Consider the following 26,024-nt stretch of genomic DNA (forward strand, 5'->3'; position numbering starts at 1 on the left):
TTGGGCATGCATATCAATACGAAAAATAGAGGGTATTTTCATACCCGGCACTTATCCGAAAACATAATTCCTGTGGCTGTAATCCCTCTACTCCAACAACGAAAACCTTCCTTTTAACTTATCCAGAATACTAACGATGATGGTTTCCGGAACTTCAAGAATCCTGGAAATTTCATATTCACTACGATTTCCAAAGGCATAAAGGTCTAAAACCGATTTGCTTCTAGGTGGGATATTGCAGTATAATGCCCCAAAGGTCGTTCTGCGTTCCAAGGAAGGAAGAAGCGAATCGTTCATCTCCATTCTTTTGACCAATTGTTGTTCTATAGTGGAGTCCAACAGTACATTATTTGGTCTTTTGCCTGCCTGTTTATATGAAATATCATCGAGTTCAGTGTTCAATATCAAATCGCCATCTGCCTGCGTGGTGTACTTTTCATCCAAGGCATTCATCTCATCCTTGAGCATCTCTTCCGTGCTGACATATTCCGGGGTTTCTTGTTCTATCACTTTTTTCTCCTCAATCTTTTGAATGGCCTTTGAAAAGAGAATGGTCTTTAGCTTATCCACATCGATATAATCCGAAAACTCTTTAAAGACTTCGATATATATCTCGTCCAAAAGTTCATCCGCACTATAAAAACCCCGATCAATGACACCTTCATTTTCAGCTGCCTTAAGGCTTCTCGCCATAAATCGCTTTAGGTCAGGTTCCAATGTTGCTATTTTACTGTAGAACTGTTCAAAATCGTTCTCTTCTTTATGACGGGCTAATTGTTTAATGACCATACTATTTGTTTTTGATATTAACAATTCACTTTCAACTACTTAAAGCTACAATCAATTACTTCCGATTGAAATGATAATTATCAGTCTTGAAAAGTACTGTCCGACTGATCTGTGTCATTCCGATAGTTTGGACAGGATTTTAATTTTGGTCTCGAAAAATGAATGTTTAATATAATATGAGATTATGTCACTAGTTAAATTCAAAAAAAATAAACCTTTTGGCAACCTAGTTACCTCTGATTTATTTGAACCCAATGATTTCTTTGGGAATGGGTTCTGGAACCAAGGAATATTGAACGATAGTTTCTGGAATGGCAGAAAATTGGAACCGGCCTTGAACATCAAAGAGAATGAAGGCGATTATGAAATAGAACTGGCTGCCCCTGGATTTGCCAAAAAGGATTTCAAGGTTACAATAGATGATGGATGTTTGAATATTTCCGCCAAAAAATCAACATCAGAAGAAGAAAAAGAAGAAAACTATGCCCGCAGGGAGTTTAGTTACAATGCTTTCGAAAGATCCTTGCAATTACCTGAAAACATAAAAGAGGAAGAAATAAAGGCGAGGTACCATGATGGTATTCTTCGTTTTAAACTCCAGAAAAAGGAAGTAGCAAAAAAGCAGAAACCTAAGGTTGTTGAAATAGGATAGTTCTACTATACCTATTACGCCCCCTTTCCTGACCCATATATACGTCCATGTTCTGTAGCGGTTGGGGTTGGGGGCTTTTTATTTTTCCCTTCCCTCCGAAGCATCCGTATTCAGTAGTATCGACGCAACATTCTCGTTCGTCAATTTTGCTTTGGCGGCCTCATAACCCAAATTGAATATGGCATCCATATCCCTAGCTGTAAATGTCCCGACCTTCTTCAGTTCTTCAGGGCATATAACCAAATCACAATCCTTAAACTTTGATATGGAATCATATGCCGACCTGATTCTATAGGCGCGTTCCAAAACACTGAACGAATGTTTTAAATCCTTCATATCCTTTTTCTCAAACGGATTGACATATACACCTATCATCTTATCACATTGACCTGAAATTAAATCAACCGGAAAGTTATTTAGGGTTCCCCCATCTATATAATGGGCCTCCCCGATTTTTATTGGCGTGAAAATCGCCGGAAAAGCCGCTGAGGCCAAAATGGGTTTTATCAACTCACCTTCGTGAAATACCTGCAAGGTACCGTCGACCAAATTGGTCGCTGTTATATACAATTGCTTCTTTAGGACACTAAAATCATCAATGCCCAAAATATTCTTGAAACTATCATACATTTTCTCCGTATCAATGAACCCGGGCTTACGGAGGGCGAATTTATTAATACTGAAAACCTCGGTTAATTTAAAAAAGTCAAGTATCTCTTCCCATGTGTTACCATTGGCATACAGGGCCCCAACAATGGCACCGGCACTGGTACCTGCGATATGATCCGGAAAAATGTTGTGCTCTTCAAGTGCCTTTATAACCCCAATATGGGCTATTCCCCGAAAACCACCACCTGAGAGCGCCAAACCAATATTCATATATAATTATTTAGCCAAGGCCCTAAATATACGGCTGTATTCATACAATGTCAATATTTGGCAAGGCTAATTAATCCAGGGAATAATTGGAGTACCTATTTTAGCTTATTGTTCTACTTGCCTTGCTTTTCTAAAAGCAAGGAATCGCTGCAGCACATAGGAAATCAAGGTTTTTTGCACCATACCTTTTAACCCGCCCAACAGCTGACTGGGATATAAATCGGATTTAAAGCGATTCACATTCAATTTAAAACCCTCCAAATCAATCTCTCTTTGAAGGTTTAGTATTTTCAGATGTTTATCAATTTCAGTAAAAGAATTATACGTTTTCATCTGTTTAAATTATGTTTTATTATCCGTCAGATGTAAGTCGCCATAAACATCCCTCGCGGATGTCAAGAACAACGACGGCTCAATGCATACTTACTCAAAATAATATTTGGAAAACCTACGCAATAATGGACTATCCAACCGTTGTCTAAACACATAACAAAGTATGGCTACGACAACATAGAATCCCCCGACGATGGCAAAACCATAAAAGGTATTTTCCAAAGCTTGGCCTATACTATAGGATACACCCAACGACAGGAAGAAAACAGCCAAAAAGGCAATAGCCCCTACCACCACAACATGGGTAAAAGAGGTTACTGCCCGCATCAATGCCTTGAATATTTTTAGCTTAAAATACGCTTCACTGTTTTCCAGATAGGATCTAATATCGCTATCTGCCTCCATTAGATCCCTCTTTAGTTCATCAAATGCCATTGTGCCTATTTCTGAAGTTGTGCATTTTTCTCTTTCATTTCCTCCAACTTGCGTTCCAGGGAGGCGATGATATCATCGGCCTTATAGCTCATATTGGAAATGGTATCCTCCAACTTTTGCTCGAACTCCACCTTTTTTTCATTGGCGGTCTTCGTTAGTTCCTCCTTGGCATGGGAAACACGTTCAGAAATCTCGTGCTTGGTCTCCAATGCTTTTTCCTTGATTTTTTTTCGGGTCTTGGTGCCTTTGTCCGGTGCATAAAGTATTCCGAACCCCGCTCCTATCGCTGCTCCTGTCAATAAGGCCAGCAAAACATTTCCACTATCGTTTGTCATGATTGAAATATTTAAGGTGAATATTAAATTACGATACCGAAAGTAGTACTCTATCCAACAATTCGGAATGATTTAAATCATTCCGAAATGGACATCGGAAAATCAGTATGCTGTTCGTAACTATTTAAGGTACACAAATGACAAAGGTCATTCCGCCTTTGATCCCCATACGTTTATTTTATACTATAAAAATATATCGCCATGAGAAGGTTTATTGCCGTTTTGGGATTTTTTCTACTGGTTGGTTGTGGGCCTGTAGTTATTTCGTCCAGGCCAAATTATCATCCTCCCTCTTGGTTTTATCCAAACCGTTTAGAGGTTGTACGTTATGTTTATTTTCCCGAGTTCAGTATTTATTATGATCTTTCGGCCCACACTTATCTGTATTTGGATGGTGGGGTTTGGGTAAGGCGTAGGGAACTTCCTCCCCGGTATAGGAACATAGATTTGAGCCGTCACAGGTATGAACGTGTTAAAAATTACCAAGAGGAGAATATTCGACGATATCATGAGGAACATAATGCCAGTCGTGGAAGAAGCAATAAAAATACCCCCAAACGAAGTAATTGAAACTTCGTGGGGGTATCCCGATATTATATTAAACGATAGGAAAACTACTTAAGAATGAAGTAGTTCATAGCTCTGTTTGGCTATCTCAAGTTCTTCGTTCGTAGGTATCACCAATATCTTAACCTTGGAAGTCGGCATGTTTATTTCCCTAATTTCCTTTGACCTTACCCCATTTTTGGCTTCATCCAACTCAATGCCGAAATAATCCATATCCTTACACACATGACCTCTAATGTAGTCTGAATTCTCACCGATACCAGCGGTGAATATAATGGCATCCAAACCGTTAAGAGCCGCTACATATGAACCAATATATTTTTTGATTCGGTAAACATTCATATCGAGTGCCAGTTGACATTCTTTATTTCCTTTCCCAGCCTCGGCTTCAATATCCCTAAGATCACTATATCCGGTAAGACCCAACATGCCGCTTTCATTGGTCAGCATCTTATTTACCTGATCTAATTCATAGCCAAGATCATTCACCAAATAGAAAATCAGGGAATGATCGATATCCCCACTTCGAGAACCCATAATCAGTCCATTACTGGGGGCAAAACCGAGACTATGGTCTATACTTTTACCGTTCTTTACAGCAGTAATACTGCATCCGTTACCCAAATGAACCGTAATGATATTCGTATGGGATGTATTTTGTAAATAATCAAGGGCTTTTTCACTTACATATTTATGGCTGGTTCCATGAAAGCCATATAATTTAATACCGTGTTCTGTATAAAACTTATTTGGGATTGCATACTTACGGGCCTTGACCGGCATCGTCTGAAAAAAGGCTGTATCAAAAACCGCAATCTGTTTTGCTCCTGCGAATATTTTTTCCGCAATTTCAATTCCCTTGAGGTTATGTGGATTGTGCAGTGGTGCCAAATTCGTGAATTCCCTTAGTTTATCCTTTACCTCTTCCGTAATCAAGGTTGTGGCCGAAAACGCATCCCCACCATGAACAACCCTATGCCCAACGGCTTCGATCTCGCTGGCATCCTTTACGACCCCCTTTTCAGGATCCATTATATTGGCAGAAACCATTTCCAAACCCTTTTGGTGGTTTTCAATTTCCAAGGTTTCCTTATACTCATTTTCGTTGGTCTTATAGGTAAGGATTGCATCCTTAAAACCGATTCGTTCCACAAGTCCAGAACAGATAACTTCTTCTTGGGGCATTTCTATCAATTGGAACTTAATTGAAGAACTTCCCGAATTCAATATTAAAACTTTCATTCGAATTATTTACTAGTTGATGCTTGGGCTTGTATGGCTGTGATAATTACCGTATTGAAGATATCATCTACCGTACAGCCCCTACTCAAATCGTTTACGGGTTTGTTGAGGCCTTGTAAAACAGGCCCGATGGCCAATGCCCCAGTTTCCCTTTGTACGGCCTTATAGGTGTTGTTACCGGTATTTAAATCCGGAAAAATGAATACGGTGGCCTCGCCTGCCACCTGTGAGTCGGGCAGTTTTACCTTACCGACCTTGGCATCAACCGCAGCATCATATTGTATGGGCCCCTCAATTTTTAAATCAGGACATCTCTCCTTCACCAATTGGGTCGCCATACGCACGCGATCGACATCCTCTCCTACCCCTGAATCACCAGAGGAGTATGAAAGCATGGCTATTTTAGGTTCAATACCGAAAAATTTACTGGTTTCCGAAGAGGAAATGGCAATCTCTGCCAATTGTTCCGCGGTCGGATTAGGATTGATGGCACAATCCCCATACACCATAACACGATCTTCCAAACACATAAAGAACACTGAGGAAACCACCGATACATTGGGTCGTGTCTTAATAAAGAGCAAGGAAGGAAGGATGGTTTGTTTGGTCGTATGTACCGCTCCCGATACCATACCATCGGCATGCCCCATATGAACCATCATGGTTGCAAAATATGAAACATCCTCCATCAAATCCCGGGCCATAGCCTGATTCACGTTCTTATGTTTCCGCAACTCATACAATTCATTGGCATAGTCATCGAAATAAGCTGATTCTGTCGGGTTCTCAATATTGACTTGGTCCAAATCCAGATCAAGATCCATTTGAAAGACCTTTTCCTTTATTGCTTTGGGATCACCAAGAAGGGTAATCTTTACGGCATTGGAATCCACTAGCAATTTAGTGGCCATCAAAATCCGTTCATCGAGCCCCTCAGCCAGAACAATATGTTTTATATCCGATTTTGCCCTATTCAATAGGTTGTATTGGAACATTCGGGGTGTAATCCCTTTAGGTTCAAATGTAATCAACCTTTCGGTTAGTTCATCCTCGGGTACATGCATGGCAAAATCATGTATGGATGCCGTTATCTTCTGAATGTTCTCGGCATAAATACGCGGCCGTATGGCCCCTATTTTGTTCGTAATGGAGAATGTACCATCATCAACTGAAACTATGGGTACGATATCTGAAAGTCCCTCTATCAATTTGATTATGGAATCTTCAGGCAATAGGTTTCCTGTCAAGATGATTCCTGATACATTCGGGTAATTTACCGATAAGTTCGCTTGCAGCGCCCCTAGTATTATATCTGCGCGATCTCCAGGGGTAATGACAAGACCATCTTTTTTCAGATGGGTCAGGTAATTGCGGAGCTGCATGGCCCCTACCCCAAAATGACCGGCCTGGTTGTTCAAATATTCTTTTCCAAAAAGAACCTTACCGTCCAAAACCTCAACAATTTCCATCAAGGTCGGATTGCCCAGAATCGGATTTAAAGGAATCACCCCTATCAAAATATCCTTGGGTAATTGGGCCTCAAGACCTTTTTGCACAATTTCAATATTCTCTGGCTTCACCTTATTGGCGACTACCATTAACACTTCGACCCCTTTATCCTTGAAGGAATCATAGGCCATGTAAATATTATTGACCAATTCATCCAGGGTCTTGCCTACACCACTACCTAGGATAATGGTCGGAATACCAAGGTTTTTGGCCATCAGAACGTTTATATCCCATTCGATAATGGACCCCTCGCTTGAAAAATCAGTACCCTCGACAAGGACAAAATCAAAGCGTCCTTCCATGGCCTTATATTTTTCAATAATCGTATCCAAGACCTCATCTTCCTTGTTCTGATTATTCATATGATTTACCTGGCTTCGCGTTAAAGCGTAAGCCTCCTCATACTGCATATCAATATTGAAATAAGAGATTACTGTGGTGATATGATTGTCTGTGCCCCCATCGGGATAATCATCAATTATGGGTCTGAAGTAACCCACTTTTGCCGCTTTCCCTAGTAGCATTTGCATTAATCCGAGGGAAACAATTGATTTACCACTATTTGGCTCTGTAGTGGTAATATAAATGGCTTTGCTCATTAGCAATAAGAAAAATTTATTCCTACAAATTTATGGTTTCTTTAGGCGCTAATGAAATTTATAAAAAGTATTATGTAAAGTGAAGAATATTGACCCAATACCATTCATTTTATTAAAAAAATATATCCATTTTTACTATGTAATGAAAGAAAATACCTTAAACTGCCGATTGTTAAATATCGGGTAGGACCAATAGCGGTATTTTGGAATGAAAGCCCATTTTTCTGATCACAGGTTCCCGCGTCAATTTTTCCATAAAAGTGTGAGGATAATGGATTAAGGCTATCAAATCTGCACGATTATCCGCAGCGAACTTGGTAGTTGCCTCTGCAACGTTGTTCTTCATTTCAATCGTATGGTAACTGTGATATACACTTTTCAGACACCTCGACAATGTTTTCATTTGTTGCTTTTGACTTTCGCTCGGCTTTTGTTCCTGCGCCACTTGGAGAATCAATATTTCAGCCTTCCAATGCCCAACCAAATCCAAAAGCTGTCGCAATTCTGTTTTGCCATAATTATGTGAAAAATCGGTGGGAAAGACCACTTTTTTAAGTGCCTTGAAATCATATTCCCCAGGAACTGCCAAAATAGGACAGGTACGGACCTTCTTTATGACCCTGACCGTATTACTCCCCATAAAGACCTCTTTGGCCCCAGTGGCCCCCTTTGTGCCCATTATAATAAGGTCGATTTTCTTTTCGACAACCATTTGTTTAACGGCATTTTCCATGTTGTTGGAAACGGATTCAGTCTCAAAGTCATGATTGTCCCTAGCATGGTTCTTTTGCAAATAGTGAAGGGTTTTCTCTAATTGCAATTTTGAGTTTTTATACAAGGAATCGTAAATAACGCCCAATCGCTCTTTACTTTTATTACCCAGTAGATTCGATATTTTGGGCTCATAGGAATTCAACAAAACAAAATTACATTCACTGATCTCAAACATTTTGAGTGCCGTGAATATGGCATTCCATGCATTGTCTGAGAAATCGGTAGGCAATAGAATGTTTTTCATTTGTGACATTTATTTTACTGTATTATGGGTATCGGGAATAACCAAAAATGGTATCTGCACGTGAAAACCAACTTGATCGATATGCTGTCTTTTCATCATTCGCTCAAAAAACGAGTATTTTTTACCCATCATAACCAAAAGTTCATAGTTGTTCTTTTCTAAGTATTCCATAATGGCATCTGGCATTTGGGTTCCCTTTACTTCTTCGAAGGAATGGGGTATCTGCGCAAGGTAAAGCCCTAGAAACGCCTTGTTCTCCAATTGTTCTTTCGTCATATCGTATTCCTCCTTTATATGCAAGACGGTTATTTCGGCATTGTAGATCTTGGCAATCTCTATGGCTATATAGAGTTGGTTCCTATTATATTCAATAAGATAATCCGTAGTAAAAAGTACACGTTCAATATGCTTATAGGTATAACCTGAAGGAATGACAAGAATTGGAACCGAGGATTTTCTAATGACATGAACGGTATTGGTCCCCAAGAAAATCTCTTTAATACCTGATGCCCCCTGAGTACCCATTATAATCAGATCGATTCCCTTTTTCGCATTCAATTCGTTGATCTCATCGGTCAGTACATTAAAGGCTGATATGGTTTTATAGATGTGCTTGGGATTGTTGAATTTGGTTTTAACGGCTTCCAATGTTTTTTCCAAACCGGCTAAGGAGGCATCGACGCCCTTATCGGGAATAGCACTGAATTCAGGTCCGCCCAAAATATAATCCATACGATAAAACGCTGGTGTATATGTATGTAAAAAATAGAAAGCACAGCGCTCCTCCTTTAAAAACTGCATGGCAAAGGAAATGGTGTTCCACGCATTTTCTGAAAAATCGGTAGGAATGAGTATTGTTTTCATTAAAAGCGTCTTTAGTTCTATTAAAAGTAGGGTCAAAATCAAAAATTGGCCATGATATAGATCAGCCCTTACCCTAATTTGCTTTAATGACCAATATCATAAAAAATTTATAGGACGTATTGTATCTTTGAAAGATATTCCGTCGTTGGAACCGACACCTATTTAAACAAAACAACCTTATGCAAATCCAAGATTACATAGACCATACGATTTTAAAACCAACAGCCCAGCCCGCTGATATTGAAAAGCTATGCCAAGAGGCAATAGCCCATAAATTCAAAGCGGTATGCGTGAATGGCTGCTATACGAAATTCGCAAAAGAACAATTGAAAAACAGTGGGGTACACCTTGCTGTCGTCATAGGCTTTCCATTAGGGGCCATGAGTACGGAAGCCAAGGTTTTTGAAGCCAAGGACAGCGTTGCCAACGGAGCCGATGAAATTGACATGGTAATCAATATTGGTTGGTTAAAATCGGGTAAGACAGGGTTAGTGGAACAAGAAATAGCCAAAATTAAAAACGCCATAGGTCAAAAGGTACTTAAGGTCATCATAGAAACTTGTTATTTGACCCAAGACGAGAAGAAAAAAGCATGTGAATTGGCCGTAGATGCCGGTGCCGATTTCGTCAAGACCTCCACGGGGTTTGGTACAGGCGGGGCGACTTTTGAGGACGTCAAGTTAATGAAGGAAGTGGTTGGCGACAAAGCCAAAATAAAAGCTTCCGGAGGGGTTAGGGATAGGGCTACCGCCTTAAAATACATTTCGCTGGGGGTTTCCAGGATAGGTACTTCCTCAGGTATCGAAATTGCATCAACAAAATAAAAAAAACATGAGCGTACATATAGAAGCAAAAAAAGGTGACATTGCGGAAACAGTATTATTACCTGGTGACCCCTTACGTGCCAAATGGATCGCCGAAACATTTTTAGAGGATGCGTTCTGCTACAATGAAGTCCGTGGTATGCTGGGCTACACAGGAATGTACAAAGGCAAGAGAATATCTGTACAAGGCAGTGGCATGGGAATACCTTCTGCAATGATCTATTACCATGAATTGATCAATGACCACGGGGCCAAAAACATTATTCGTGTTGGATCGGCAGGTTCATACCAAAAGGATATTAAAATCCGTGATATTGTTTTGGCGATGGCTGCTTCGACCACTTCAGGCATCAACAATTCGCGATTTGTGAATGCCGATTATTCCCCTACCGCCAATTTTGACCTTCTTATGAAGGCTTCTTTATATGCCCAACAACAAGGCATCCAAATCAAGGCTGGTAATGTGCTTTCGGCCGATGAGTTTTATGAGGATGACAAGGATGGCTATAAACTTTGGGCCAAATATGGTGTTCTATGTGTAGAAATGGAAGCTGCCGGACTTTATACCATTGCCGCCAAGCATAATGTTAGGGCCCTGGCCATTCTCACCATATCGGACTCTTTGGTCACAGGGGAGCAATCCACTTCGAGTGAAAGGGAATCCTCTTTTAGCGAAATGATCGAGATAGCCCTGAATATAACATAATCACCCCAATAGTCCCACACCTCCAAACGCAGTCTAAATATCTGCCTAACAATGACCTAGGTCATTTGCCATTTACCCATTAGTTGCCAACTTTAAGGAAACTTAAAAGACAACACCATGGCACTAAATTTCAATCAATACGCAGCAGAGGGAAACGCTTTTCTGAAAAACTACGCCAAGGAAATGAACCTTGGTGAAGACCGGGATAAAGCAGGTAGGATACTATCCTCCATCCTTCATGCCTTACGGGATATTATACCCACCGAAGAGTCCCTTCAGCTCATTTCCCAATTCCCTATGTTCTTAAAAGCGATTTATGTAAACGGATGGACCATTAAAAAGGAACGGCCCAAAATAAAAAAAATGGCTGAGTTTATTGATTTAGTCAGAAAACATGATGGCGTTTCGGCCGTCAATGATTTTGAATATAGCGATGATGTGGCCGAACAGTATATCGACACCACTTTTATCCTATTGCGTAAATATATCTCCCTTGGGGAAATGGAAGATATCAGGGATGGTTTACCAAAAGATTTAAAAACGATGATCTATTCGAATATCATGTTCTAAAAATCAAAAACATATAGTAATGAAAAGAAGAATCATATGCTTAATGTTGCTCATGGCCTTACCCTTGACAACAATCGCACAGTCCGAAAATGTCTCCTATGATGAGATTGCACCCTTTAGTGAGGGATTAGCCGCAGTCCGGATAGGCAACCAATGGGGCTTTATAAATGAAAACGCCCAACTGGTCATTGATTTTAGGGATGACCTGGTATGGAACCAAAATGCCGATACAAATAAAGCAGGTGTCCTGGGCATCCGTTATCCACAATTCAAAAACGGAAGATGCATGATCCAAAAGTCAAAGGTGAACAATATTCCCTTCTATGGGTTTATTGATACCTCTGGAGAAATAGTCATTCAACCCGAGTATTTGAATATTACGGAATTCGATCACAAAAATGCCATTGGCATCTATGTACGGGAAGCGTTCCAAGGTCAAAATGAAATAAACATAAGCGTTATCGATTATATTTTCACGGAAGTGGTGGTGAACACCAACGGGGAAATCATTTGGCCCATTCACGAACGGGAACATATCCTAACGGCAAAAAGAAGGTATGAGACACCTGAATTGCACTCTAGATTGATTGGCGATGACCTTCTTATTTATAAGACAAAAGACAACAAGTGGGAAACCAAGAAATTGGATCTTAGTATCTAGTCGATAGGCCATAACATGATTAAAATAATGAGTCCTTCAATACGGGAAGCAGTTATGTTACAGATAATAACATAACTGCTTCTTTATTTCCATAAAGGCAAAATTCCTTTCGTTTTTATACCATGTAAGCCCCACATTACCCGATAAGACTATTGGGACTTCGAACTCAACTCCAAAACGCACCAATTATCATTATTCCCATTAATTTGGGCTTCAAAATGGAATCCCCGTTAAGGATTCCGGCAAACCAATAGCGTATAGCTAATCCCAAGCCCTTATCGTTTCCTATGCAACATTGGCAACCATCCATTTAAACCAATGATGGGGCTATTGATGGGAAGTCCATCAATAGCCATTATAACATTATGTAAGGTATTATTTCTTTCCCCGAGGCAATACCTCTTCAGGGAAAGGAAACAGAATGGTGGAATTTTTCTCAGCCGCTATATTCGATAAGGTTTGATACAATCGCAACTTTATGGCCGAAGGTGATTTATCGATTTGAAGTCCAGCTTCCAAAAGTTTACCTGCAGCCTGCTCCTCTGCTTCAGCCAAGATGATTCTTGCCCTTCTGGAGCGTTCCGCTTCCGCCTGATTGGCCATCATTCTTCGCATATTTTCAGGCAATTGGATATCCTTGATCTTAACATCAATAATCTCAATACCCCAATGATGGGTCTCTGTCTCAACAATGGATTTGATATTCTTACCCATTTCTTCCCGTTTAGAGAGGATCGTATCCAATTCAACCTTTCCACAAACATCCCTAAGTGCCGCTTGGGAAAGTTGGGTAATGGCAAAATGATAATCCTCGACTTCGAGGACGGCTTTTTCTGGATCACTTATTTTAAAAAACACCACCCCGTCAATGCTACAGGGCACGTTGTCCTCTGTCATTACTTCCTGGGATACGATATTAATGGTAATGACCCGTATATCGACAATCTGTATGGTCTCAACAAGTGGAATAATCCATCGAAAACCAGGTTGTAGGGTTTTTACATACTTCCCAAAACGGAATTTCAATGCTCTCTTGTATTCATAAACGATACGGATCCCCGCCAATAAAATAAGAATGATAACGATGAAGAACAGATAAAGTGGATTCATGATTGTTGTTTTTAGGTTAATAAAAGATGCATCCCTATTTAATATATTTCGGTACCGCCTAATTCCATTTGGCACAAAATACATTGGTAATAATGGGCACCCGATTCAATCGTAATTGTATTGCTATCTTTCAAAATACAGGACATTGCGAAATTGTGTAATGATCTTGATCAGGTCTAAACCATTCCAAAATACAGTACACGGTACGCAGCAGGTAGCGTTGACCCTTACAAACTGTCAACGGCTCTTTTTAACTTATCCCCTACCTCTTCCGCGATTGTTGCCAAATCGATATTCTCTATACCCATCATCGATGCCATGGGATCAACAGCAGCTACCTCTATATCTCCATTTTCCATTTCCCGTACAATGACATTACAGGGTAACATGGTGCCGATCTTATTTTCTGCCTGCAGGGCTTTATAGGCAAAAGAAGGATTGCAGGCCCCCAATATCCTGTAATTTGGAAAGTCAACATCCAATTTTTTTCGCAAAGTAGCTTTGATGTCTATTTCTGTCAATACACCAAAACCTTCTTTCTTTAGGGCTTCAGTTGTTTTTGTGATGACATCCTCAAATGAGGATTTCGCCAGTATCTTGTTAAAATAGTATTCCATTTTATCGTATTTAGATTATACTCAATTTCACTTTTTACATATCACTCTTTTTGTAATTCCTTCTGTTGTTTTTTCTCCAATTTCTTAAAATACCGTCGGGTAAGGAAATTGTGTTTCAACGCCTCCATATTCTCATTGAATTTTATGGACCCTTCCTCAATATTCTTCATGGTCGTATCCAACCTATTCACAAAAACCGTATCGTTCGCCAGATATTTTACGGCTCCTTTTCCTTCCCTGGCATCCTTAATAACAAGGTTCAGATTATTCGTCATTTGGGTAATATCATTACTTGATTGTTCCAAATTGGCAATCACGTTTTGCATTTTCGACCCATTTAACGAATCGCTCAAAACAACTCCGGCTGCGCTTTTGTCCAAATCGATCTTATCTAGCATGCTATTCAATTTCTGAATCGTTTCATTGCCATTGGCACTGGCATTTTTTAACGCGTCAATGGTCTTCATTAAATCATTTGCCATAATCGTATCGTTCAATAATCGCCCCATGGTACCTTTGCCTTTGATCAATGCTTGGGTCACCTTTAATAAATCGGAGGTTAAGATCGCAGCATTTTCATTTGTGGTATTCAATGTACTTAACATATCCTGCGTTGCGATTCGACTATAGGATTGTAATTCATCCCCCTCTTCGATAGGGGCTGCCGTACCCCTACCCGGTAAGATATTAAGTATCATACTCCCCACTAAACCATCGGAACCAATGGCCGCAACCGCATCTTTTTTAATGTGCTGCTGGATCTTTTTATCGATGACCATATAAACCGCTATGGTCGTATCATTCGCCATTTCCAAATTTTTCACCGTACCTACATGAATGCCCGAAAAACGTACATTGTTCCCTTTTTGCAGTCCGTTCGCATTTTTGAACACCGCACTAATGGTTATGGTCTCCCCGAACATATTTTGTCGATTCCCAATCAAATAAGTGGCAATGATCAATAAAGTCATCCCTACTACCACGAAAATCCCAAGCTTCAAATTCTCTTTAGTTGTTTTTTCCATAACCTTATTTTTTAAAGAACGCCTCGACCTTTGGGTCGGTTGATTTTGACAGCTCCGTGTAAGAACCCTCGATATAATTCTTGCCTTCGACCAAAAGAACCATTCGTTCCGATATGACGCGGGCACAATCCACATCGTGGGTAATGATCAATGAAGACGTGCCATACTTTTTCTGGACCCTCCCCATTAATTGAATAATCTCCTTGGATGTAATCGGATCCAAACCACTGGTAGGCTCATCATATAGAATAATCTTAGGCTTTAAAATCAGTGTCCTGGCCAAGGCCACCCTTCTTTTCATCCCTCCTGAAAGCTCTGAGGGCATCAAATCAACCGTATGTGCCAGACCTACATTTTCCAAGGCTTCGAGGACCAAAGGCGTGGTGTCCCGTATATTGCCCAACTTTTCCTTATGCCTCCGCATCGGAAATTCCAGGTTCTCCCGAACAGTCATGGAATCGTAAAGTGCACTACCCTGAAACAAAAATCCAATATCGGACCTTAAGGCATCCAACGTTTTGCGGTCCAATGTTTTGATTTCCTTCCCCATAACCGAAAGAAAACCACTGTCGGGTTGTATCAACCCTACCAAGCATTTGATCATTACGGATTTCCCCGATCCCGATTTCCCCATGACCACAAGATTCTCACCCTTGTAAAGGGTCATTGAAAAACCGTTCAAGACATGGTTGTCCCCAAAACTTTTATGCAAGTCACGTATCTCGATCACTGGTTCCCTTTGATCCAGCGAGTCGATTTGTTCCGATATGTAGTCCTGTTTTTCCATTTACAATTCAAAAAATATATCCGAAACAAAAACAGCTATAAAATCCACCACAAAAAGGAGTAATGATGCTGTGACGACCGCGGTGTTTGCCGCAATCCCAACCCCTGCCGTACCTTTCTTACTGTAGTATCCTTTATAACAACCAACCAGGCCAATGGTAAATCCAAAGAAAAACGATTTAATGGTGGCCGGTATCAAATCCCCGAATTCCAAGGCGTCGAAAACAGTATTGAAGTACAATTGAAAAGAGACATCACCCTTAAGGTTTTCTACCAAGGCCGAACCATATAAGGCTATCATATCGCCAAAAATCACCAATAATGGGAGCATTAGCATTGTAGCGGTTATTCGGGTAACCACTAAGTACTTAAACGGATTGGTTCCTGAAACCTCCATGGCATCAATCTGTTCGGTCACCCGCATGGATCCCAATTCCGCCCCTATACCAGAGGCTATACGGCCTGCGCAAATTAGTGCTGTGATTACGGGACCAATCTCACGCACAATCGATATACCCACCATATTGGGCATCCATGAAACAGCACCGAATTCCTGCAATGTTGGTCTCGATTGCAATGTCAGTACCAAACCAATAATGAACCCGGTTACCCCTACAAGAACCAAGGATCTATTCCCCATGTGATAACATTGCCGTAAGAGCTCCTTAAATTCCCAAGGAGGCTTCAACGCTTCCTTAAAATACCGCATGGCAAAATAAGACAACTCCCCTATTTCTATGAAGAACTGTCTTATCTTCTTGTATGATTGTAATACATAGGCCATCCCTCTTCATATTCAAAAGTACATCCCCAAATGTAGTCCGATTACGGTTTTTATTAAATGACCACGGTCATACCGTAGCCAATGTCCCATTCATTCAAACCTCTTATGACTTAGCTCATTTCACGGAATATAAACTTGGAATAAATTAGATATAAGAAAATCAATACCATGAAAACAACATATGAAATACAGCATACTACCCATGAACTCAATCCCAAGGAAATTAAAGGGCGGCTTCTATCGCTTAAACATATCTGGAATGTGGAAGTCGACCAAGCAAATGCCTTGGTCTCTTTTGAGTATTTAGACCATCCTGTACTGGAAATGGTCAGAAAAGAATTGACTGCAATGGGATACTATGTAATCAATGATTCGCATCATTTAAACAAAAACCTAAGACCTTAAGCCAAACACAACCAACCCAATGTCAAAAAGATTAGCCTATACCCTATCATTGCTTTTACTACTCTTGGTCAGTATTACCGTAGCCAAATTAGTAGAGGTCAGAACAACGCCCAATCCTGAACAAAGGATATTGGGTAAGGCCATTTTTAAAGCACAAGAACCCATAAGTCCGATAATCGTTGGGGATACGATTCGCATAGCTGGATATTTCAATTTTATCGATTCATTGGTAACCGCTTATGACAGCTTGACCAATTATCCGTTATCCGAACATCTTTTGGTCAATGCCAATTCATGGATTGTGGATACATTGGCCCAAACGGATTACTACAAAATGATCCAAAGGGACTCCTTTGTTTACGACCAACGCCAAATGATTGTTTTGCGGCCAAACAATACTCTTTTGATACCGGATTCATTGGAAGCACAGTCGATCCTTGGGTCTTTCAAGAAAACAAGGATCGACATCAATTTGCCCGAATATAAATTAAGGATCATCACCGATTCCGTTTTAATGTATTCTTTCCCCATCAGGATTGGACAGAACAAAAAAAAGTATTTGAAAATGGGGGATAGAATGACAGATTTAAGGACACAAACAGGAAAAGGATCTGTCATAGGCTTTAGGAGAAATCCTGACTTTTACAACCCCGTTACGGGTAAACAGTTTTATTATACACATAGGGATGATAAGAACATGACCTTAATGCCTCAGATACCTTGGATAGAAACAGAAATCAACGGAATAAGGAATGGCCAATTGATACATCCGACCACAAACCCCAACACTTTGGAAAAAGCATATTCCAATGGTTGTATCGGTGTAAAGGAAGGTGACGCCTGGCGAATATACTATCATTGCCCTATCGGAACCCCTCTGGATATCCGGTATGATTTGCACATTCCTATCACGCATGACTCCATATTGATCTTAGAGGACGTATATAACAAAGCATCATGAGTCTTTGCCCCTTATAAAATAAATATGCCAATAAGTTTTATCTTCTAATGCGCCTTCCTATATTTGCAGACCAATTTTATGCCCACGTGGTGGAATTGGTAGACACGCTACCTTGAGGGGGTAGTGTTCGCAAGGACGTGCTGGTTCGACTCCAGTCGTGGGCACTTAGGCTTCCCCGTAAAAAGGGAGGCTTTTTTTGTTTATGAAGTACTTCACATACCTATTATATTCAGAAGCCTTTGACACCTTCTATAAAGGACAAACAAATAATGTACTTGAACGGCTCCACCTCCACAATTCCGGAAGGGAAAAAGCCACGGTACGCTATCGACCATGGAAACTTGTTTGGTTTACCGAAAAGAAAAGTAGGGCTGAAGCCATGGCCCTTGAAAGAAAACTTAAAAACCTCTCGAAAGAACGCACTAAGGAATTCATCGTAAAATATAGCAAAGGTGCTGGTTCTGATGTTTAGCTTGCTAAAATCAGAATGCTGACCAAAGCGTCAGCATTCGACTCCAGTCGTGGGCACTTAAGCTTCCCCGTAAAAAGGGAAGTTTTTTTCGTTTATGAAGTACTTCACATACCTATTATATTCTGAAGCCTTTGACACCTTCTATAAAGGACAAACAAATAATGTACTTGAACGGCTCCACCGCCACAATTCCGGAAGGGAAAAAGCCACGGCACGCTATCGACCATGGAAACTTGTTTGGTTTACCGAAAAAAAAAGTAGGCCTGAAGCCATGGCCCTTGAAAGAAAACTTAAAAACCTCTCGAAAGAACGCACTAAGGAATTCATCGTAAAATATAGCAAAGGTGCTGGTTCTGATGTTTAGCTTGCTAAAATCAGAATGCTGACCAAAGCGTCAGCATTCGACTCCAGTCGTGGGCACTTAGGCTTCCCCGTAAAAAGGGAGGCTTTTTTCGTTTTTAGTTTAGACCCTTTTTTGGATTTTAACTTTCCTTTTTGATATCCGTACCAAATAAATTTTATATTTGTTTAAACTTTTTATTCAAAAGATGAACAATATTAAAAAGAATTTCAGTATCCGGGATTTGGAAAACCTATCGGGAATAAAGGCACATACCATACGGATTTGGGAAAAAAGGTATAATCTACTTTCCCCTGAGAGAACCACGACCAATATTAGGACCTACAGTCTTCAAAGTCTACAAAAGCTACTGAACATCACCCTGTTATATAACAATGGGCATAAGATATCAAAAATAGCAGAATTGAAAGAAGCTGATATCCCTGTAAAGGTCCAGGAAATCGCGACTGTCCAAAACAGTAAAAACCATGTGCTGAATGCCTTTAAAATGGCCATGATAAATTTTGACCAAACCCGTTTTGCGATTACCTACAATGGTTTGTTGGCCGATTACTCTTTCCGTGATATTTTCAAGGATTATTTCATCCCCTTACTTCATGAGCTTGGACTTTTATGGCAAACCGATACCATTACCCCCGCCCATGAACATTTTATAACAGGATTGATCAAACAAAAAATACAGGTCAATATAGAAAAGTTACAGATCAATGAACCCACAAAGAAGGACAAGACCTTTGTTTTGTATTTACCAGAAGGTGAAATACATGAAATAGGATTGCTATACCTCAATTATGAGATTTCATTGCAGGGTTACAAGTCCATCTACCTTGGCCAATCCATCCCTTTGGATAATTTAGGGGAATTGATGGGGTTGGTTGAAAACATTTATTTCATATCTTACTTCACAGTTGCACCCGCCAAGGATAAAATAGGAAAGTACATTGAAGGACTTTCCCAAGCGATTGTCAAGGATATAGATTGTCAAGTTTGGTTATTGGGTCGGCAAACCCAATATTTAGATTTCGACAACCTTTCCCCAAACATAAAAATATTTGATTCCATAGAGCAATTGGTAGCACAGGTACAAGATTAAAACCTTCAGACTAAAATAATTAAATGGGTAAAAAAGTTATCATAATCGGTTCGGGGTTTTCATCGCTTTCAGCGTCCTGCTACTTGGCCAAATGGGGTTTTGATGTGGCTGTATATGAAAAAAACAGTTCAATCGGCGGTAGGGCTGGTCAAATGGTGAAAGAGGGATTCACTTTTGACCTAGGCCCAAGTTGGTATTGGATGCCCGATATTTTCGACAAGTTCTTTGCCGACTTTGGAAAGCAGACCAGTGACTATTACACTTTGCACAAATTGAGTCCGGCCTATAAAATATTCTTCTCGGACGATTCGATTACGATTGGTGATACTATGGATAAGATCTGTTCGGAATTTGAAAGAATCGAGAAAGGGAGTTCCGTGCATTTAAGAAAATTCATTTCCGACGCCCAAGAAAACTATGATATTGCCATAAACAAGGTTGTTCTTAAACCTGGATTATCCCCTTTTGAACTTATTACCCCTGACACCATTCTAAAGGTTGACCAATTTTTTAAAACCATCAGTGGGGAAGTCAGGAAAAAATTCAAAAATCCAAAATTGATTTCCACGTTAGAGTTCCCTGTCCTTTTTTTGGGAGCAAAACCCAGTAATACGCCCTCATTCTATAGTTTTATGAACTTTGCCGACTTCGGTTTGGGCACTTGGCACCCCGAGGGAGGCATGTATGGGATTATAAAGGCAATGCATGCGTTAGCCTTGGAGCTTGGAGTAGACTTTCATGTAGATAGTCCTGTTGGCAAGATCCGTGTTGCCAATGGTAAAACAATCGGTGTTACCGTCAATGATCAGGACATTGATGCTGATTTTGTACTCAGTGGGGCCGATTACCATCATTCCGAAACATTACTTGACCCAAAATACCGACAATACAGTGAAAAATACTGGGACCAAAGAACTTTTGCACCTTCCTCCTTGCTGTTTTATGTAGGTTTAAACAAAAAACTAAAGAATATTGAGCATCATAATCTCTTTTTTGACACTGATTTTGAGCAACACACCTATGACATATATGACAAACCGCAATGGCCGAAAAAACCATTGTTCTATGCAAATTTTCCGTCGAAAACGGATTTAACCATGGCACCCAAGAATTGTGAAACAGGATTTTTTCTGATTCCCATTGCTCCCGGACTCGAAGACACCCCCGAATTAAGAAAACAATACTTCGACCTTATTATGGAAAGGCTGGAGACCAGAACCGATCAAAAAATCAAAGATGGAATATTGTTTTACGAATCGTTTTGTGTCAATGATTTTATCGAGAAATACAATTCCTATAAAGGTAATGCCTATGGTATGGCAAATACCTTGACCCAAACCGCTTTTTTAAGACCTAAATTGAAAAGTAAAAAAGTTAAAAACTTATATTTTACCGGACAATTGACTGTTCCAGGGCCAGGCGTACCCCCTTCCCTGATTTCAGGAAAACTTGTATCAGAATTAATCTCAAATAACAAATAAGCAATAAAATGAAGGCATTATTCGACAAAGTATCCTATGATTGCAGTAAGCGAGTGACACAGACTTACAGCACTTCATTTTCACTTGCCACAAAAATGCTGGGCGCTTCCATTCGTCCGGACATATATAATATTTATGGTTTTGTGCGATTTGCGGATGAGATTGTAGATAGTTTCCACGATTATAAAACCGAGGAACTTTTCAATGATTTTGAACAGAGCCTTAAATATGCACTTGAGCATAGAATCAGTATGAATCCCATCTTGAATTCATTCCAGCATACATACCACAAATATCAAATTCCATATCACTTGGTCGAATCGTTTATGAAAAGTATGCGTATGGACTTGACCAAAAACACCTATTATTCCGAAAAGGAATTCAAAGACTATATTTATGGTTCTGCCGATGTGGTGGGACTCATGTGCCTTATGGTTTTTGTTAAAGGAGATCGGGAAAAATACGAATCCCTGAAAGATTCTGCCATGTCATTAGGCTCCGCTTTTCAAAAGGTGAATTTTCTGAGGGACTTAAAAGCTGATTTCGAAGTGCTACATCGCTCCTATTTTCCGAACACGGATCTTAACCAGTTGGATGAGGATTCAAAAAGAAGGATCATCAACGAAATAAAGGATGATTTCCAAAGGAGCTATAGCGGTATCCAGCAATTGCCAAGGGAGGCCAAATTAGGGGTCTATACCGCCTATAAATATTATTATAGATTATTGGGCAAGTTGGAAAAAACCCCTTCAACCCTAATTCGCCAAGCCCGAATAAGGGTTCCCGATTATCAAAAATTTGGACTTTTGGCAGAATCTTATGTCAATTTTAAATTAAATTTGGTTTAAGATGAACATTGCAATAGGCATACTTATTTTTTTACTCGTTTTTTGCTTCATGGAGTTTATGGCGTGGTTTACCCATAAATATATCATGCATGGGTTTTTATGGAGTCTACACAGGGACCACCATAAAAAGGACCACGATTCCTGGTTCGAACGCAACGATACCTTTTTCATTTTCTATGCCATAGTAAGTATCTCATTCTTCTATGCAGGCGCCAATACCGATTTCTGGTATGGCTGGCCTATTGGTTTTGGGATTATGGCCTATGGAGCCGCTTACTTCATCGTGCACGACATTTTTATACACCAACGTTTCAAAATGTTCCGGAACGCAAATAACTGGTACTCGAAAGGGGTACGAAGAGCGCACAAAATGCATCATAAACATTTAGGGAAAGATAAAGGGGAATGTTTTGGGATGTTATTTGTTCCCTTTAAATACTTTAAAAAGAATTAAGCTACTCCTGAAGCAGTCCATCAAGAATAGTACGCACTTCCGCTCTGTTCCAATCTGCGGATCCTGTCTCGGCAATCACGATTTTACCTTGTCTATCAATAATATAAGTCGTAGGTAACAATTTAGCCGATAGCAAACTTGGGGCCTCGGTCTTAGAAAAATAAACAGGTAGATCATACCCTTTCTTCGATATAAAGGCCGCTACCTTATCGGGATTGTCCTGTGCAACGCACATGAATACGATTTTATCGCCATAATCATGGTACAAACTTTGAAGACTTGGCATCTCGGCGATACATGGCGGACACCAAGTGGCCCAAAAGTTAACAAGAACAACCTTATTGCGTGCTTCCTCAAAATTGAAATCCTTGCCCTCTATATTTACCAATTGCCAATTATAATTATCGACACCCATTTGTAATTCGCCCTTTACCATAGCACTGCCCGAAGCAATCCACTTGCCGGCAAAAGCTCTTGCATAACGTCCCACAGGGGTAAATAAAACAATGACAATCCCGATGATAAGGACAATGTTCAACCACTTTATCTTCTTAAGCCGCATTTGGGATTCAATTAAGCAATTCGTTCAATAAATCCCTAACCTTGTTCGTATCCCAATCCGCAATATCATTTTCCCTAACCACAATATAACCCTCCCGATCGATAATGTAGCTTCCTGGTGGCTCAAGAATATCAAAAGGGGCCGGTTCGCCGATTATCATATACGTAATGGGGAATGTAAATTTTTTAAGCTGCATAAATTCTTCTACGGGAGGTCTTTCCTCATTGGTAATGATATAAAAATCCACCCGATCACCGTATGCATCATATAATTTCTGTATGCCCTTTAATTCGGCCTCCGAAGGTAACATCCATGAGGCCCAAAAATTGATGAACACCACTTTTCCTTTGGACCTTTCCATGTTGAAAAAGTCCCAATTGGGATCCTTTAATTTCCAATTATAGGATGGAATCTGCTTTCTTGATGTTTCAGCAATGATATCGGGGGTAGAAGCAAAAAGTCGATTTAAGGATATTTTTCCGAAATGTCCTAAAGGAGTAACGAAAAAAGACAGGACAAAAGCAAAGAGCAATATATTAAGTACTGTTTTTCTTTTTACTATCATTATCTGGGGGTTTACCCAAAACTAAAAAACTCCCGACGAAAATCGGGAGTTTTTATCAATTAAAAAATAGTATTTCAAAACAAAATCAATCTGGCTAAGCCAGCTTATTGATTATGCAGCATTTTCCCGTTTGATAACATTCAATGCCGAACCTTCCTTGAACCAACCAATCTGTGATTCGTTATACGTATGGTTCGCCATAATAGTATCCTTAGAACCATCGGCATGCACAACTTCAATGGTCAATGGTTTGCCTGGTGCAAAATCGGCAACATCGACAAAGTTGAAGGTATCATCTTCTTGGATCAGGTCATAATCGCTTTCATTGGCGAACGTCAAGCCCAACATTCCTTGTTTCTTAAGATTGGTCTCATGGATTCTCGCGAATGATTTAACCAAAACAGCAGCAACACCCAAATGTCTAGGCTGCATGGCCGCATGTTCCCTTGAGGAACCTTCACCGTAGTTATGGTCTCCCACAACAATTGATTTTATACCCGCTGCCTTATAAGCCCTTTGGGTATCGGGCACCCCTCCATATTCACCGGTCAATTGGTTCTTCACGAAGTTCGTCTTCTTATTAAAAGCGTTGACCGCCCCAATCAAGGTATTGTTGGCGATATTATCCAAATGTCCACGGAAACGCAACCAAGGTCCGGCCATAGAGATATGGTCGGTGGTACATTTACCAAAGGCCTTAATCAGTAATTTAACCCCCTGTAATTGTTCTGGGGTGATTGGTACGAAAGGCTCCAACAATTGTAACCTTTCTGAAGTAGGACTAACCTTGACCTCTACACCTGAACCGTCTTCATCGGGTTCTAAATAACCCGCATCCTCAACAGCAAAGCCTTGAGGAGGAAGTTCTATACCCATTGGCTCATCCAATTTAACCTCTTCACCATCCTCATTGATCAACGTATCGTTCATAGGGTCAAAATCCAATCTTCCTGAAATTGCAATGGCAGCTACCATTTCTGGCGAACCGACAAAAGCATGGGTATTTGGATTACCGTCTGCCCTTTTTGAGAAGTTACGGTTAAACGAATGGACTATGGTATTCTTTTCATCCCCTTTCAGGTCACTTCGATCCCACTGTCCTATACATGGTCCACAAGCATTGGTAAAAACCGTTGCGCCTAAATTCTCGAAAGTCTCAAGAAGTCCATCGCGTTCGGCGGTATATCTAATTTGTTCCGATCCCGGATTGATACCGAAGTCGGATTTTGGTTTGATTTTTTTGTCGACAGCCTGCTTGGCTATGGATGCTGCACGGGATAAATCCTCATAGGAAGAGTTGGTACAAGAACCGATCAATCCCCAATCCACTTGAAGTGGCCAATCGTTCTCTCTGGCTTTTTTTCCTAATTCACCAACTGGTGTGGCCAAATCCGGAGTAAACGGACCATTCAAATGTGGTTTCAATTCATCCAGGTTGATTTCTATGATCTCATCGAAATATTGTTCTGGATTCGCATAAACCTCAGTATCGGCGGTCAAATATTCCTTAACGGCATTGGCTGCATCAGCTACATCATTTCTATCGGTAGCCCTTAAATAACGCTCCATGGAATCATCATAACCAAAGGTAGATGTAGTGGCACCAACTTCAGCACCCATGTTACAAATGGTTCCTTTACCTGTACATGAAAGGTTTTTAGCCCCTTCACCAAAGTATTCTATAATGGCTCCTGTTCCTCCTTTAACCGTAAGGATTCCGGCTACTTTCAAAATAACATCCTTAGCGGATGTCCAACCGGAAATATTCCCTGTCAACTTAACGCCAATCAGTTTAGGGAATTTCAATTCCCAAGCCATACCGGCCATTACATCAACGGCATCAGCACCACCAACACCGATGGCTACCATTCCCAATCCGCCTGCATTCACAGTATGCGAATCGGTACCGATCATCATTCCTCCAGGGAACGCATAGTTTTCCAAAACCACTTGGTGAATAATACCTGCTCCTGGTTTCCAAAACCCAATTCCATATTTATTCGAAACCGATTCCAAAAAATCGAATACCTCTGCACTTGTTGTATTAGCAACTTTTAAATCTGCAGTTGCGCCACTTTTTGCCTGGATCAAGTGATCACAGTGTACTGTTGTCGGAACCGCCACTTTTGGCTTCCCAGCCTGCATAAACTGCAATAAAGCCATCTGTGCTGTCGCATCCTGACAAGCTATACGGTCCGGGGCAAAGTCTACATAATCCTTACCTCGTTCAAAAGCCTTGGAAGGCTTGCCTTCCCATAAATGGGAGTATAAAATTTTCTCAGACAGGGTAAGTGGTTTACCGACTATTTCACGTGCCTTGTCAACACGGCTAGCCATATTAGCGTAAACACTTTTGATCATTTCGATATCAAATGCCATTATTATTGAATATTTAGGATTAAATTATTTAAGCGAAATTAAGAAAATCCATGTCGCAAATAAAATTTTTATTCAAGGATTAATATGATTTTTATCATTTGCCAATAACAATGGCAACTTTAATGAAAAAACATTGAA

At 40.3% G+C, this 26,024-nt stretch carries 31 protein-coding genes and 1 tRNA gene; 15 read left to right on the top strand and 17 right to left on the bottom strand.

Going from position 1 to position 26,024, the window contains the following annotated elements:
* Positions 1-87: 87 nt before the first annotated feature.
* Entirely contained in the window at positions 88-789 is a 702-nt protein-coding gene (locus LX92_RS04920) for a hypothetical protein (RefSeq protein ID WP_109649185.1), read from the bottom strand.
* Between the two features lie 184 nt (positions 790-973).
* Between LX92_RS04920 and LX92_RS04925 the strand changes: the two genes are divergently transcribed.
* Positions 974-1,441 carry an Hsp20/alpha crystallin family protein gene (locus tag LX92_RS04925; RefSeq protein WP_109649186.1) on the top strand — a complete coding sequence of 156 codons (468 nt, stop codon included), beginning with the start codon at positions 974-976 and terminating at the stop codon, positions 1,439-1,441.
* A 78-nt stretch (positions 1,442-1,519) separates the two neighbouring features.
* On the opposite strand, the gene LX92_RS04930 is transcribed toward LX92_RS04925, so the two are convergent.
* The 4 genes from LX92_RS04930 to LX92_RS04945 all read right to left on the bottom strand — a co-directional run bounded on the left by LX92_RS04930 (position 1,520) and on the right by LX92_RS04945 (position 3,423).
* Positions 1,520-2,320, bottom strand: coding sequence for a patatin-like phospholipase family protein (locus tag LX92_RS04930; RefSeq protein ID WP_109649187.1), 801 nt, complete (start codon positions 2,318-2,320; stop codon positions 1,520-1,522).
* 105 nt (positions 2,321-2,425) lie between these two features.
* Entirely contained in the window at positions 2,426-2,653 is a 228-nt protein-coding gene (locus LX92_RS04935; RefSeq protein WP_109649188.1) for a DUF6327 family protein, read from the bottom strand.
* A 90-nt stretch (positions 2,654-2,743) separates the two neighbouring features.
* Positions 2,744-3,088, bottom strand: coding sequence for a hypothetical protein (locus LX92_RS04940; RefSeq protein WP_109649189.1), 345 nt, complete (start codon positions 3,086-3,088; stop codon positions 2,744-2,746).
* A gap of 5 nt (positions 3,089-3,093) precedes the next feature.
* Positions 3,094-3,423, bottom strand: a complete 330-nt coding sequence (locus tag LX92_RS04945) for a YtxH domain-containing protein (protein ID WP_109649190.1) — start codon at positions 3,421-3,423, stop codon at positions 3,094-3,096.
* Between the two features lie 201 nt (positions 3,424-3,624).
* Here LX92_RS04945 and LX92_RS04950 point away from each other — a divergent pair, with 201 nt between their 5' ends.
* Entirely contained in the window at positions 3,625-3,993 is a 369-nt protein-coding gene (locus tag LX92_RS04950) for a hypothetical protein (protein WP_109649191.1), read from the top strand.
* Between the two features lie 48 nt (positions 3,994-4,041).
* Here the strand turns inward: LX92_RS04950 and LX92_RS04955 are convergent, their stop codons facing one another.
* The 4 genes from LX92_RS04955 to LX92_RS04970 all read right to left on the bottom strand — a co-directional run bounded on the left by LX92_RS04955 (position 4,042) and on the right by LX92_RS04970 (position 9,222).
* Positions 4,042-5,232 (bottom strand): acetate/propionate family kinase, encoded by a 1,191-nt coding sequence (locus LX92_RS04955; RefSeq protein ID WP_109649192.1) that lies wholly within the window; start codon positions 5,230-5,232, stop codon positions 4,042-4,044.
* 5 nt (positions 5,233-5,237) lie between these two features.
* Positions 5,238-7,340, bottom strand: coding sequence for a phosphate acetyltransferase (pta, locus tag LX92_RS04960; RefSeq protein ID WP_109649193.1), 2,103 nt, complete (start codon positions 7,338-7,340; stop codon positions 5,238-5,240).
* A 172-nt stretch (positions 7,341-7,512) separates the two neighbouring features.
* On the bottom strand, positions 7,513-8,358 hold the full coding sequence (locus LX92_RS04965; protein ID WP_109649641.1) for a universal stress protein: 846 nt from the start codon (positions 8,356-8,358) through the stop codon (positions 7,513-7,515).
* Positions 8,359-8,367: 9 nt separating this feature from the next.
* Positions 8,368-9,222 carry a universal stress protein gene (locus tag LX92_RS04970; RefSeq protein ID WP_109649194.1) on the bottom strand — a complete coding sequence of 285 codons (855 nt, stop codon included), beginning with the start codon at positions 9,220-9,222 and terminating at the stop codon, positions 8,368-8,370.
* A gap of 179 nt (positions 9,223-9,401) precedes the next feature.
* On the opposite strand from LX92_RS04970, the gene deoC reads away from it, so the two are divergent.
* The 4 genes from deoC (at position 9,402) to LX92_RS04990 (ending at position 11,983) form a co-directional block, all read left to right on the top strand.
* Positions 9,402-10,046 (top strand): deoxyribose-phosphate aldolase, encoded by a 645-nt coding sequence (deoC, locus tag LX92_RS04975; RefSeq protein WP_109649195.1) that lies wholly within the window; start codon positions 9,402-9,404, stop codon positions 10,044-10,046.
* A gap of 7 nt (positions 10,047-10,053) precedes the next feature.
* On the top strand, positions 10,054-10,752 hold the full coding sequence (gene deoD / locus LX92_RS04980) for a purine-nucleoside phosphorylase (protein ID WP_109649196.1): 699 nt from the start codon (positions 10,054-10,056) through the stop codon (positions 10,750-10,752).
* A gap of 117 nt (positions 10,753-10,869) precedes the next feature.
* Positions 10,870-11,322 (top strand): DUF2267 domain-containing protein, encoded by a 453-nt coding sequence (locus tag LX92_RS04985; RefSeq protein WP_109649197.1) that lies wholly within the window; start codon positions 10,870-10,872, stop codon positions 11,320-11,322.
* A gap of 19 nt (positions 11,323-11,341) precedes the next feature.
* On the top strand, positions 11,342-11,983 hold the full coding sequence (locus LX92_RS04990; RefSeq protein ID WP_109649198.1) for a WG repeat-containing protein: 642 nt from the start codon (positions 11,342-11,344) through the stop codon (positions 11,981-11,983).
* A 375-nt stretch (positions 11,984-12,358) separates the two neighbouring features.
* Here LX92_RS04990 and LX92_RS04995 read toward each other — a convergent pair whose 3' ends face one another.
* From LX92_RS04995 to LX92_RS05015, 5 genes are all read right to left on the bottom strand, one after another.
* On the bottom strand, positions 12,359-13,093 hold the full coding sequence (locus tag LX92_RS04995; protein ID WP_109649199.1) for a slipin family protein: 735 nt from the start codon (positions 13,091-13,093) through the stop codon (positions 12,359-12,361).
* Positions 13,094-13,320: 227 nt separating this feature from the next.
* Positions 13,321-13,710, bottom strand: coding sequence for a DUF302 domain-containing protein (locus LX92_RS05000; protein ID WP_109649200.1), 390 nt, complete (start codon positions 13,708-13,710; stop codon positions 13,321-13,323).
* 41 nt (positions 13,711-13,751) lie between these two features.
* Complete coding sequence (locus LX92_RS05005; protein ID WP_109649201.1) at positions 13,752-14,735, bottom strand: MlaD family protein; 984 nt, start codon at positions 14,733-14,735, stop codon at positions 13,752-13,754.
* A 4-nt stretch (positions 14,736-14,739) separates the two neighbouring features.
* Positions 14,740-15,522 (bottom strand): ABC transporter ATP-binding protein, encoded by a 783-nt coding sequence (locus LX92_RS05010; protein WP_109649202.1) that lies wholly within the window; start codon positions 15,520-15,522, stop codon positions 14,740-14,742.
* Positions 15,523-16,305 (bottom strand): MlaE family ABC transporter permease, encoded by a 783-nt coding sequence (locus tag LX92_RS05015; protein ID WP_109649203.1) that lies wholly within the window; start codon positions 16,303-16,305, stop codon positions 15,523-15,525. It abuts the gene before it with no gap.
* Positions 16,306-16,473: 168 nt separating this feature from the next.
* Here LX92_RS05015 and LX92_RS05020 point away from each other — a divergent pair, with 168 nt between their 5' ends.
* From LX92_RS05020 to LX92_RS05060, 9 genes are all read left to right on the top strand, one after another.
* Positions 16,474-16,710, top strand: coding sequence for a hypothetical protein (locus LX92_RS05020; RefSeq protein WP_109649204.1), 237 nt, complete (start codon positions 16,474-16,476; stop codon positions 16,708-16,710).
* A gap of 19 nt (positions 16,711-16,729) precedes the next feature.
* Positions 16,730-17,671 carry a L,D-transpeptidase gene (locus tag LX92_RS05025; RefSeq protein WP_109649205.1) on the top strand — a complete coding sequence of 314 codons (942 nt, stop codon included), beginning with the start codon at positions 16,730-16,732 and terminating at the stop codon, positions 17,669-17,671.
* A gap of 80 nt (positions 17,672-17,751) precedes the next feature.
* A tRNA-Leu gene (locus LX92_RS05030) sits at positions 17,752-17,835 on the top strand.
* 38 nt (positions 17,836-17,873) lie between these two features.
* Positions 17,874-18,143, top strand: a complete 270-nt coding sequence (locus LX92_RS05035) for a GIY-YIG nuclease family protein (RefSeq protein WP_109649206.1) — start codon at positions 17,874-17,876, stop codon at positions 18,141-18,143.
* A gap of 94 nt (positions 18,144-18,237) precedes the next feature.
* Entirely contained in the window at positions 18,238-18,507 is a 270-nt protein-coding gene (locus LX92_RS05040; protein WP_109649207.1) for a GIY-YIG nuclease family protein, read from the top strand.
* A gap of 184 nt (positions 18,508-18,691) precedes the next feature.
* Positions 18,692-19,597 (top strand): MerR family transcriptional regulator, encoded by a 906-nt coding sequence (locus LX92_RS05045; RefSeq protein WP_109649208.1) that lies wholly within the window; start codon positions 18,692-18,694, stop codon positions 19,595-19,597.
* 23 nt (positions 19,598-19,620) lie between these two features.
* A complete protein-coding gene (locus LX92_RS05050) occupies positions 19,621-21,078 on the top strand; it encodes a phytoene desaturase family protein (RefSeq protein WP_109649209.1) in 1,458 nt (485 codons plus the stop codon).
* 8 nt (positions 21,079-21,086) lie between these two features.
* Entirely contained in the window at positions 21,087-21,926 is an 840-nt protein-coding gene (locus LX92_RS05055; RefSeq protein WP_109649210.1) for a phytoene/squalene synthase family protein, read from the top strand.
* Position 21,927: 1 nt separating this feature from the next.
* Positions 21,928-22,380 (top strand): sterol desaturase family protein, encoded by a 453-nt coding sequence (locus tag LX92_RS05060; protein ID WP_109649211.1) that lies wholly within the window; start codon positions 21,928-21,930, stop codon positions 22,378-22,380.
* 1 nt (position 22,381) lies between these two features.
* Here the strand turns inward: LX92_RS05060 and LX92_RS05065 are convergent, their stop codons facing one another.
* From LX92_RS05065 to LX92_RS05075, 3 genes are all read right to left on the bottom strand, one after another.
* On the bottom strand, positions 22,382-22,942 hold the full coding sequence (locus tag LX92_RS05065) for a TlpA family protein disulfide reductase (protein WP_109649212.1): 561 nt from the start codon (positions 22,940-22,942) through the stop codon (positions 22,382-22,384).
* A gap of 7 nt (positions 22,943-22,949) precedes the next feature.
* On the bottom strand, positions 22,950-23,507 hold the full coding sequence (locus LX92_RS05070; protein WP_109649213.1) for a TlpA family protein disulfide reductase: 558 nt from the start codon (positions 23,505-23,507) through the stop codon (positions 22,950-22,952).
* Positions 23,508-23,618: 111 nt separating this feature from the next.
* Positions 23,619-25,886 (bottom strand): aconitate hydratase, encoded by a 2,268-nt coding sequence (locus LX92_RS05075; RefSeq protein WP_109649214.1) that lies wholly within the window; start codon positions 25,884-25,886, stop codon positions 23,619-23,621.
* Between the last annotated feature and the right edge of the window lie 138 nt (positions 25,887-26,024).

This window comes from Maribacter polysiphoniae, assembly GCF_003148665.1.
GTDB lineage: Bacteria > Bacteroidota > Bacteroidia > Flavobacteriales > Flavobacteriaceae > Maribacter_A > Maribacter_A polysiphoniae.

Excerpts from the sequence above, each read along its gene's own strand:
- LX92_RS05010 (WP_109649202.1), bottom strand. The coding sequence starts at position 15,522 with ATGGAAAAACAGGACTACATATCGGAACAAATCGACTCGCTGGATCAA.
- LX92_RS04955 (WP_109649192.1), bottom strand. The coding sequence starts at position 5,232 with ATGAAAGTTTTAATATTGAATTCGGGAAGTTCTTCAATTAAGTTCCAA.
- LX92_RS04985 (WP_109649197.1), top strand. The coding sequence starts at position 10,870 with ATGGCACTAAATTTCAATCAATACGCAGCAGAGGGAAACGCTTTTCTG.
- LX92_RS05070 (WP_109649213.1), bottom strand. The coding sequence starts at position 23,507 with ATGATAGTAAAAAGAAAAACAGTACTTAATATATTGCTCTTTGCTTTT.
- LX92_RS04940 (WP_109649189.1), bottom strand. The coding sequence starts at position 3,088 with ATGGCATTTGATGAACTAAAGAGGGATCTAATGGAGGCAGATAGCGAT.
- LX92_RS04965 (WP_109649641.1), bottom strand. The coding sequence starts at position 8,358 with ATGAAAAACATTCTATTGCCTACCGATTTCTCAGACAATGCATGGAAT.
- LX92_RS05055 (WP_109649210.1), top strand. The coding sequence starts at position 21,087 with ATGAAGGCATTATTCGACAAAGTATCCTATGATTGCAGTAAGCGAGTG.
- deoD (WP_109649196.1), top strand. The coding sequence starts at position 10,054 with ATGAGCGTACATATAGAAGCAAAAAAAGGTGACATTGCGGAAACAGTA.
- LX92_RS05050 (WP_109649209.1), top strand. The coding sequence starts at position 19,621 with ATGGGTAAAAAAGTTATCATAATCGGTTCGGGGTTTTCATCGCTTTCA.
- LX92_RS04990 (WP_109649198.1), top strand. The coding sequence starts at position 11,342 with ATGAAAAGAAGAATCATATGCTTAATGTTGCTCATGGCCTTACCCTTG.
- LX92_RS04950 (WP_109649191.1), top strand. The coding sequence starts at position 3,625 with ATGAGAAGGTTTATTGCCGTTTTGGGATTTTTTCTACTGGTTGGTTGT.
- pta (WP_109649193.1), bottom strand. The coding sequence starts at position 7,340 with ATGAGCAAAGCCATTTATATTACCACTACAGAGCCAAATAGTGGTAAA.
- LX92_RS05000 (WP_109649200.1), bottom strand. The coding sequence starts at position 13,710 with ATGGAATACTATTTTAACAAGATACTGGCGAAATCCTCATTTGAGGAT.
- LX92_RS04920 (WP_109649185.1), bottom strand. The coding sequence starts at position 789 with ATGGTCATTAAACAATTAGCCCGTCATAAAGAAGAGAACGATTTTGAA.
- LX92_RS05025 (WP_109649205.1), top strand. The coding sequence starts at position 16,730 with ATGTCAAAAAGATTAGCCTATACCCTATCATTGCTTTTACTACTCTTG.
- LX92_RS05035 (WP_109649206.1), top strand. The coding sequence starts at position 17,874 with ATGAAGTACTTCACATACCTATTATATTCAGAAGCCTTTGACACCTTC.
- LX92_RS04935 (WP_109649188.1), bottom strand. The coding sequence starts at position 2,653 with ATGAAAACGTATAATTCTTTTACTGAAATTGATAAACATCTGAAAATA.
- LX92_RS05005 (WP_109649201.1), bottom strand. The coding sequence starts at position 14,735 with ATGGAAAAAACAACTAAAGAGAATTTGAAGCTTGGGATTTTCGTGGTA.
- deoC (WP_109649195.1), top strand. The coding sequence starts at position 9,402 with ATGCAAATCCAAGATTACATAGACCATACGATTTTAAAACCAACAGCC.
- LX92_RS04970 (WP_109649194.1), bottom strand. The coding sequence starts at position 9,222 with ATGAAAACAATACTCATTCCTACCGATTTTTCAGAAAATGCGTGGAAC.
- LX92_RS04925 (WP_109649186.1), top strand. The coding sequence starts at position 974 with ATGTCACTAGTTAAATTCAAAAAAAATAAACCTTTTGGCAACCTAGTT.
- LX92_RS05020 (WP_109649204.1), top strand. The coding sequence starts at position 16,474 with ATGAAAACAACATATGAAATACAGCATACTACCCATGAACTCAATCCC.
- LX92_RS05065 (WP_109649212.1), bottom strand. The coding sequence starts at position 22,942 with ATGCGGCTTAAGAAGATAAAGTGGTTGAACATTGTCCTTATCATCGGG.
- LX92_RS05045 (WP_109649208.1), top strand. The coding sequence starts at position 18,692 with ATGAACAATATTAAAAAGAATTTCAGTATCCGGGATTTGGAAAACCTA.
- LX92_RS05060 (WP_109649211.1), top strand. The coding sequence starts at position 21,928 with ATGAACATTGCAATAGGCATACTTATTTTTTTACTCGTTTTTTGCTTC.
- LX92_RS04995 (WP_109649199.1), bottom strand. The coding sequence starts at position 13,093 with ATGAATCCACTTTATCTGTTCTTCATCGTTATCATTCTTATTTTATTG.
- LX92_RS05040 (WP_109649207.1), top strand. The coding sequence starts at position 18,238 with ATGAAGTACTTCACATACCTATTATATTCTGAAGCCTTTGACACCTTC.
- LX92_RS04930 (WP_109649187.1), bottom strand. The coding sequence starts at position 2,320 with ATGAATATTGGTTTGGCGCTCTCAGGTGGTGGTTTTCGGGGAATAGCC.
- LX92_RS04945 (WP_109649190.1), bottom strand. The coding sequence starts at position 3,423 with ATGACAAACGATAGTGGAAATGTTTTGCTGGCCTTATTGACAGGAGCA.
- LX92_RS05015 (WP_109649203.1), bottom strand. The coding sequence starts at position 16,305 with ATGGCCTATGTATTACAATCATACAAGAAGATAAGACAGTTCTTCATA.
- LX92_RS05075 (WP_109649214.1), bottom strand. The coding sequence starts at position 25,886 with ATGGCATTTGATATCGAAATGATCAAAAGTGTTTACGCTAATATGGCT.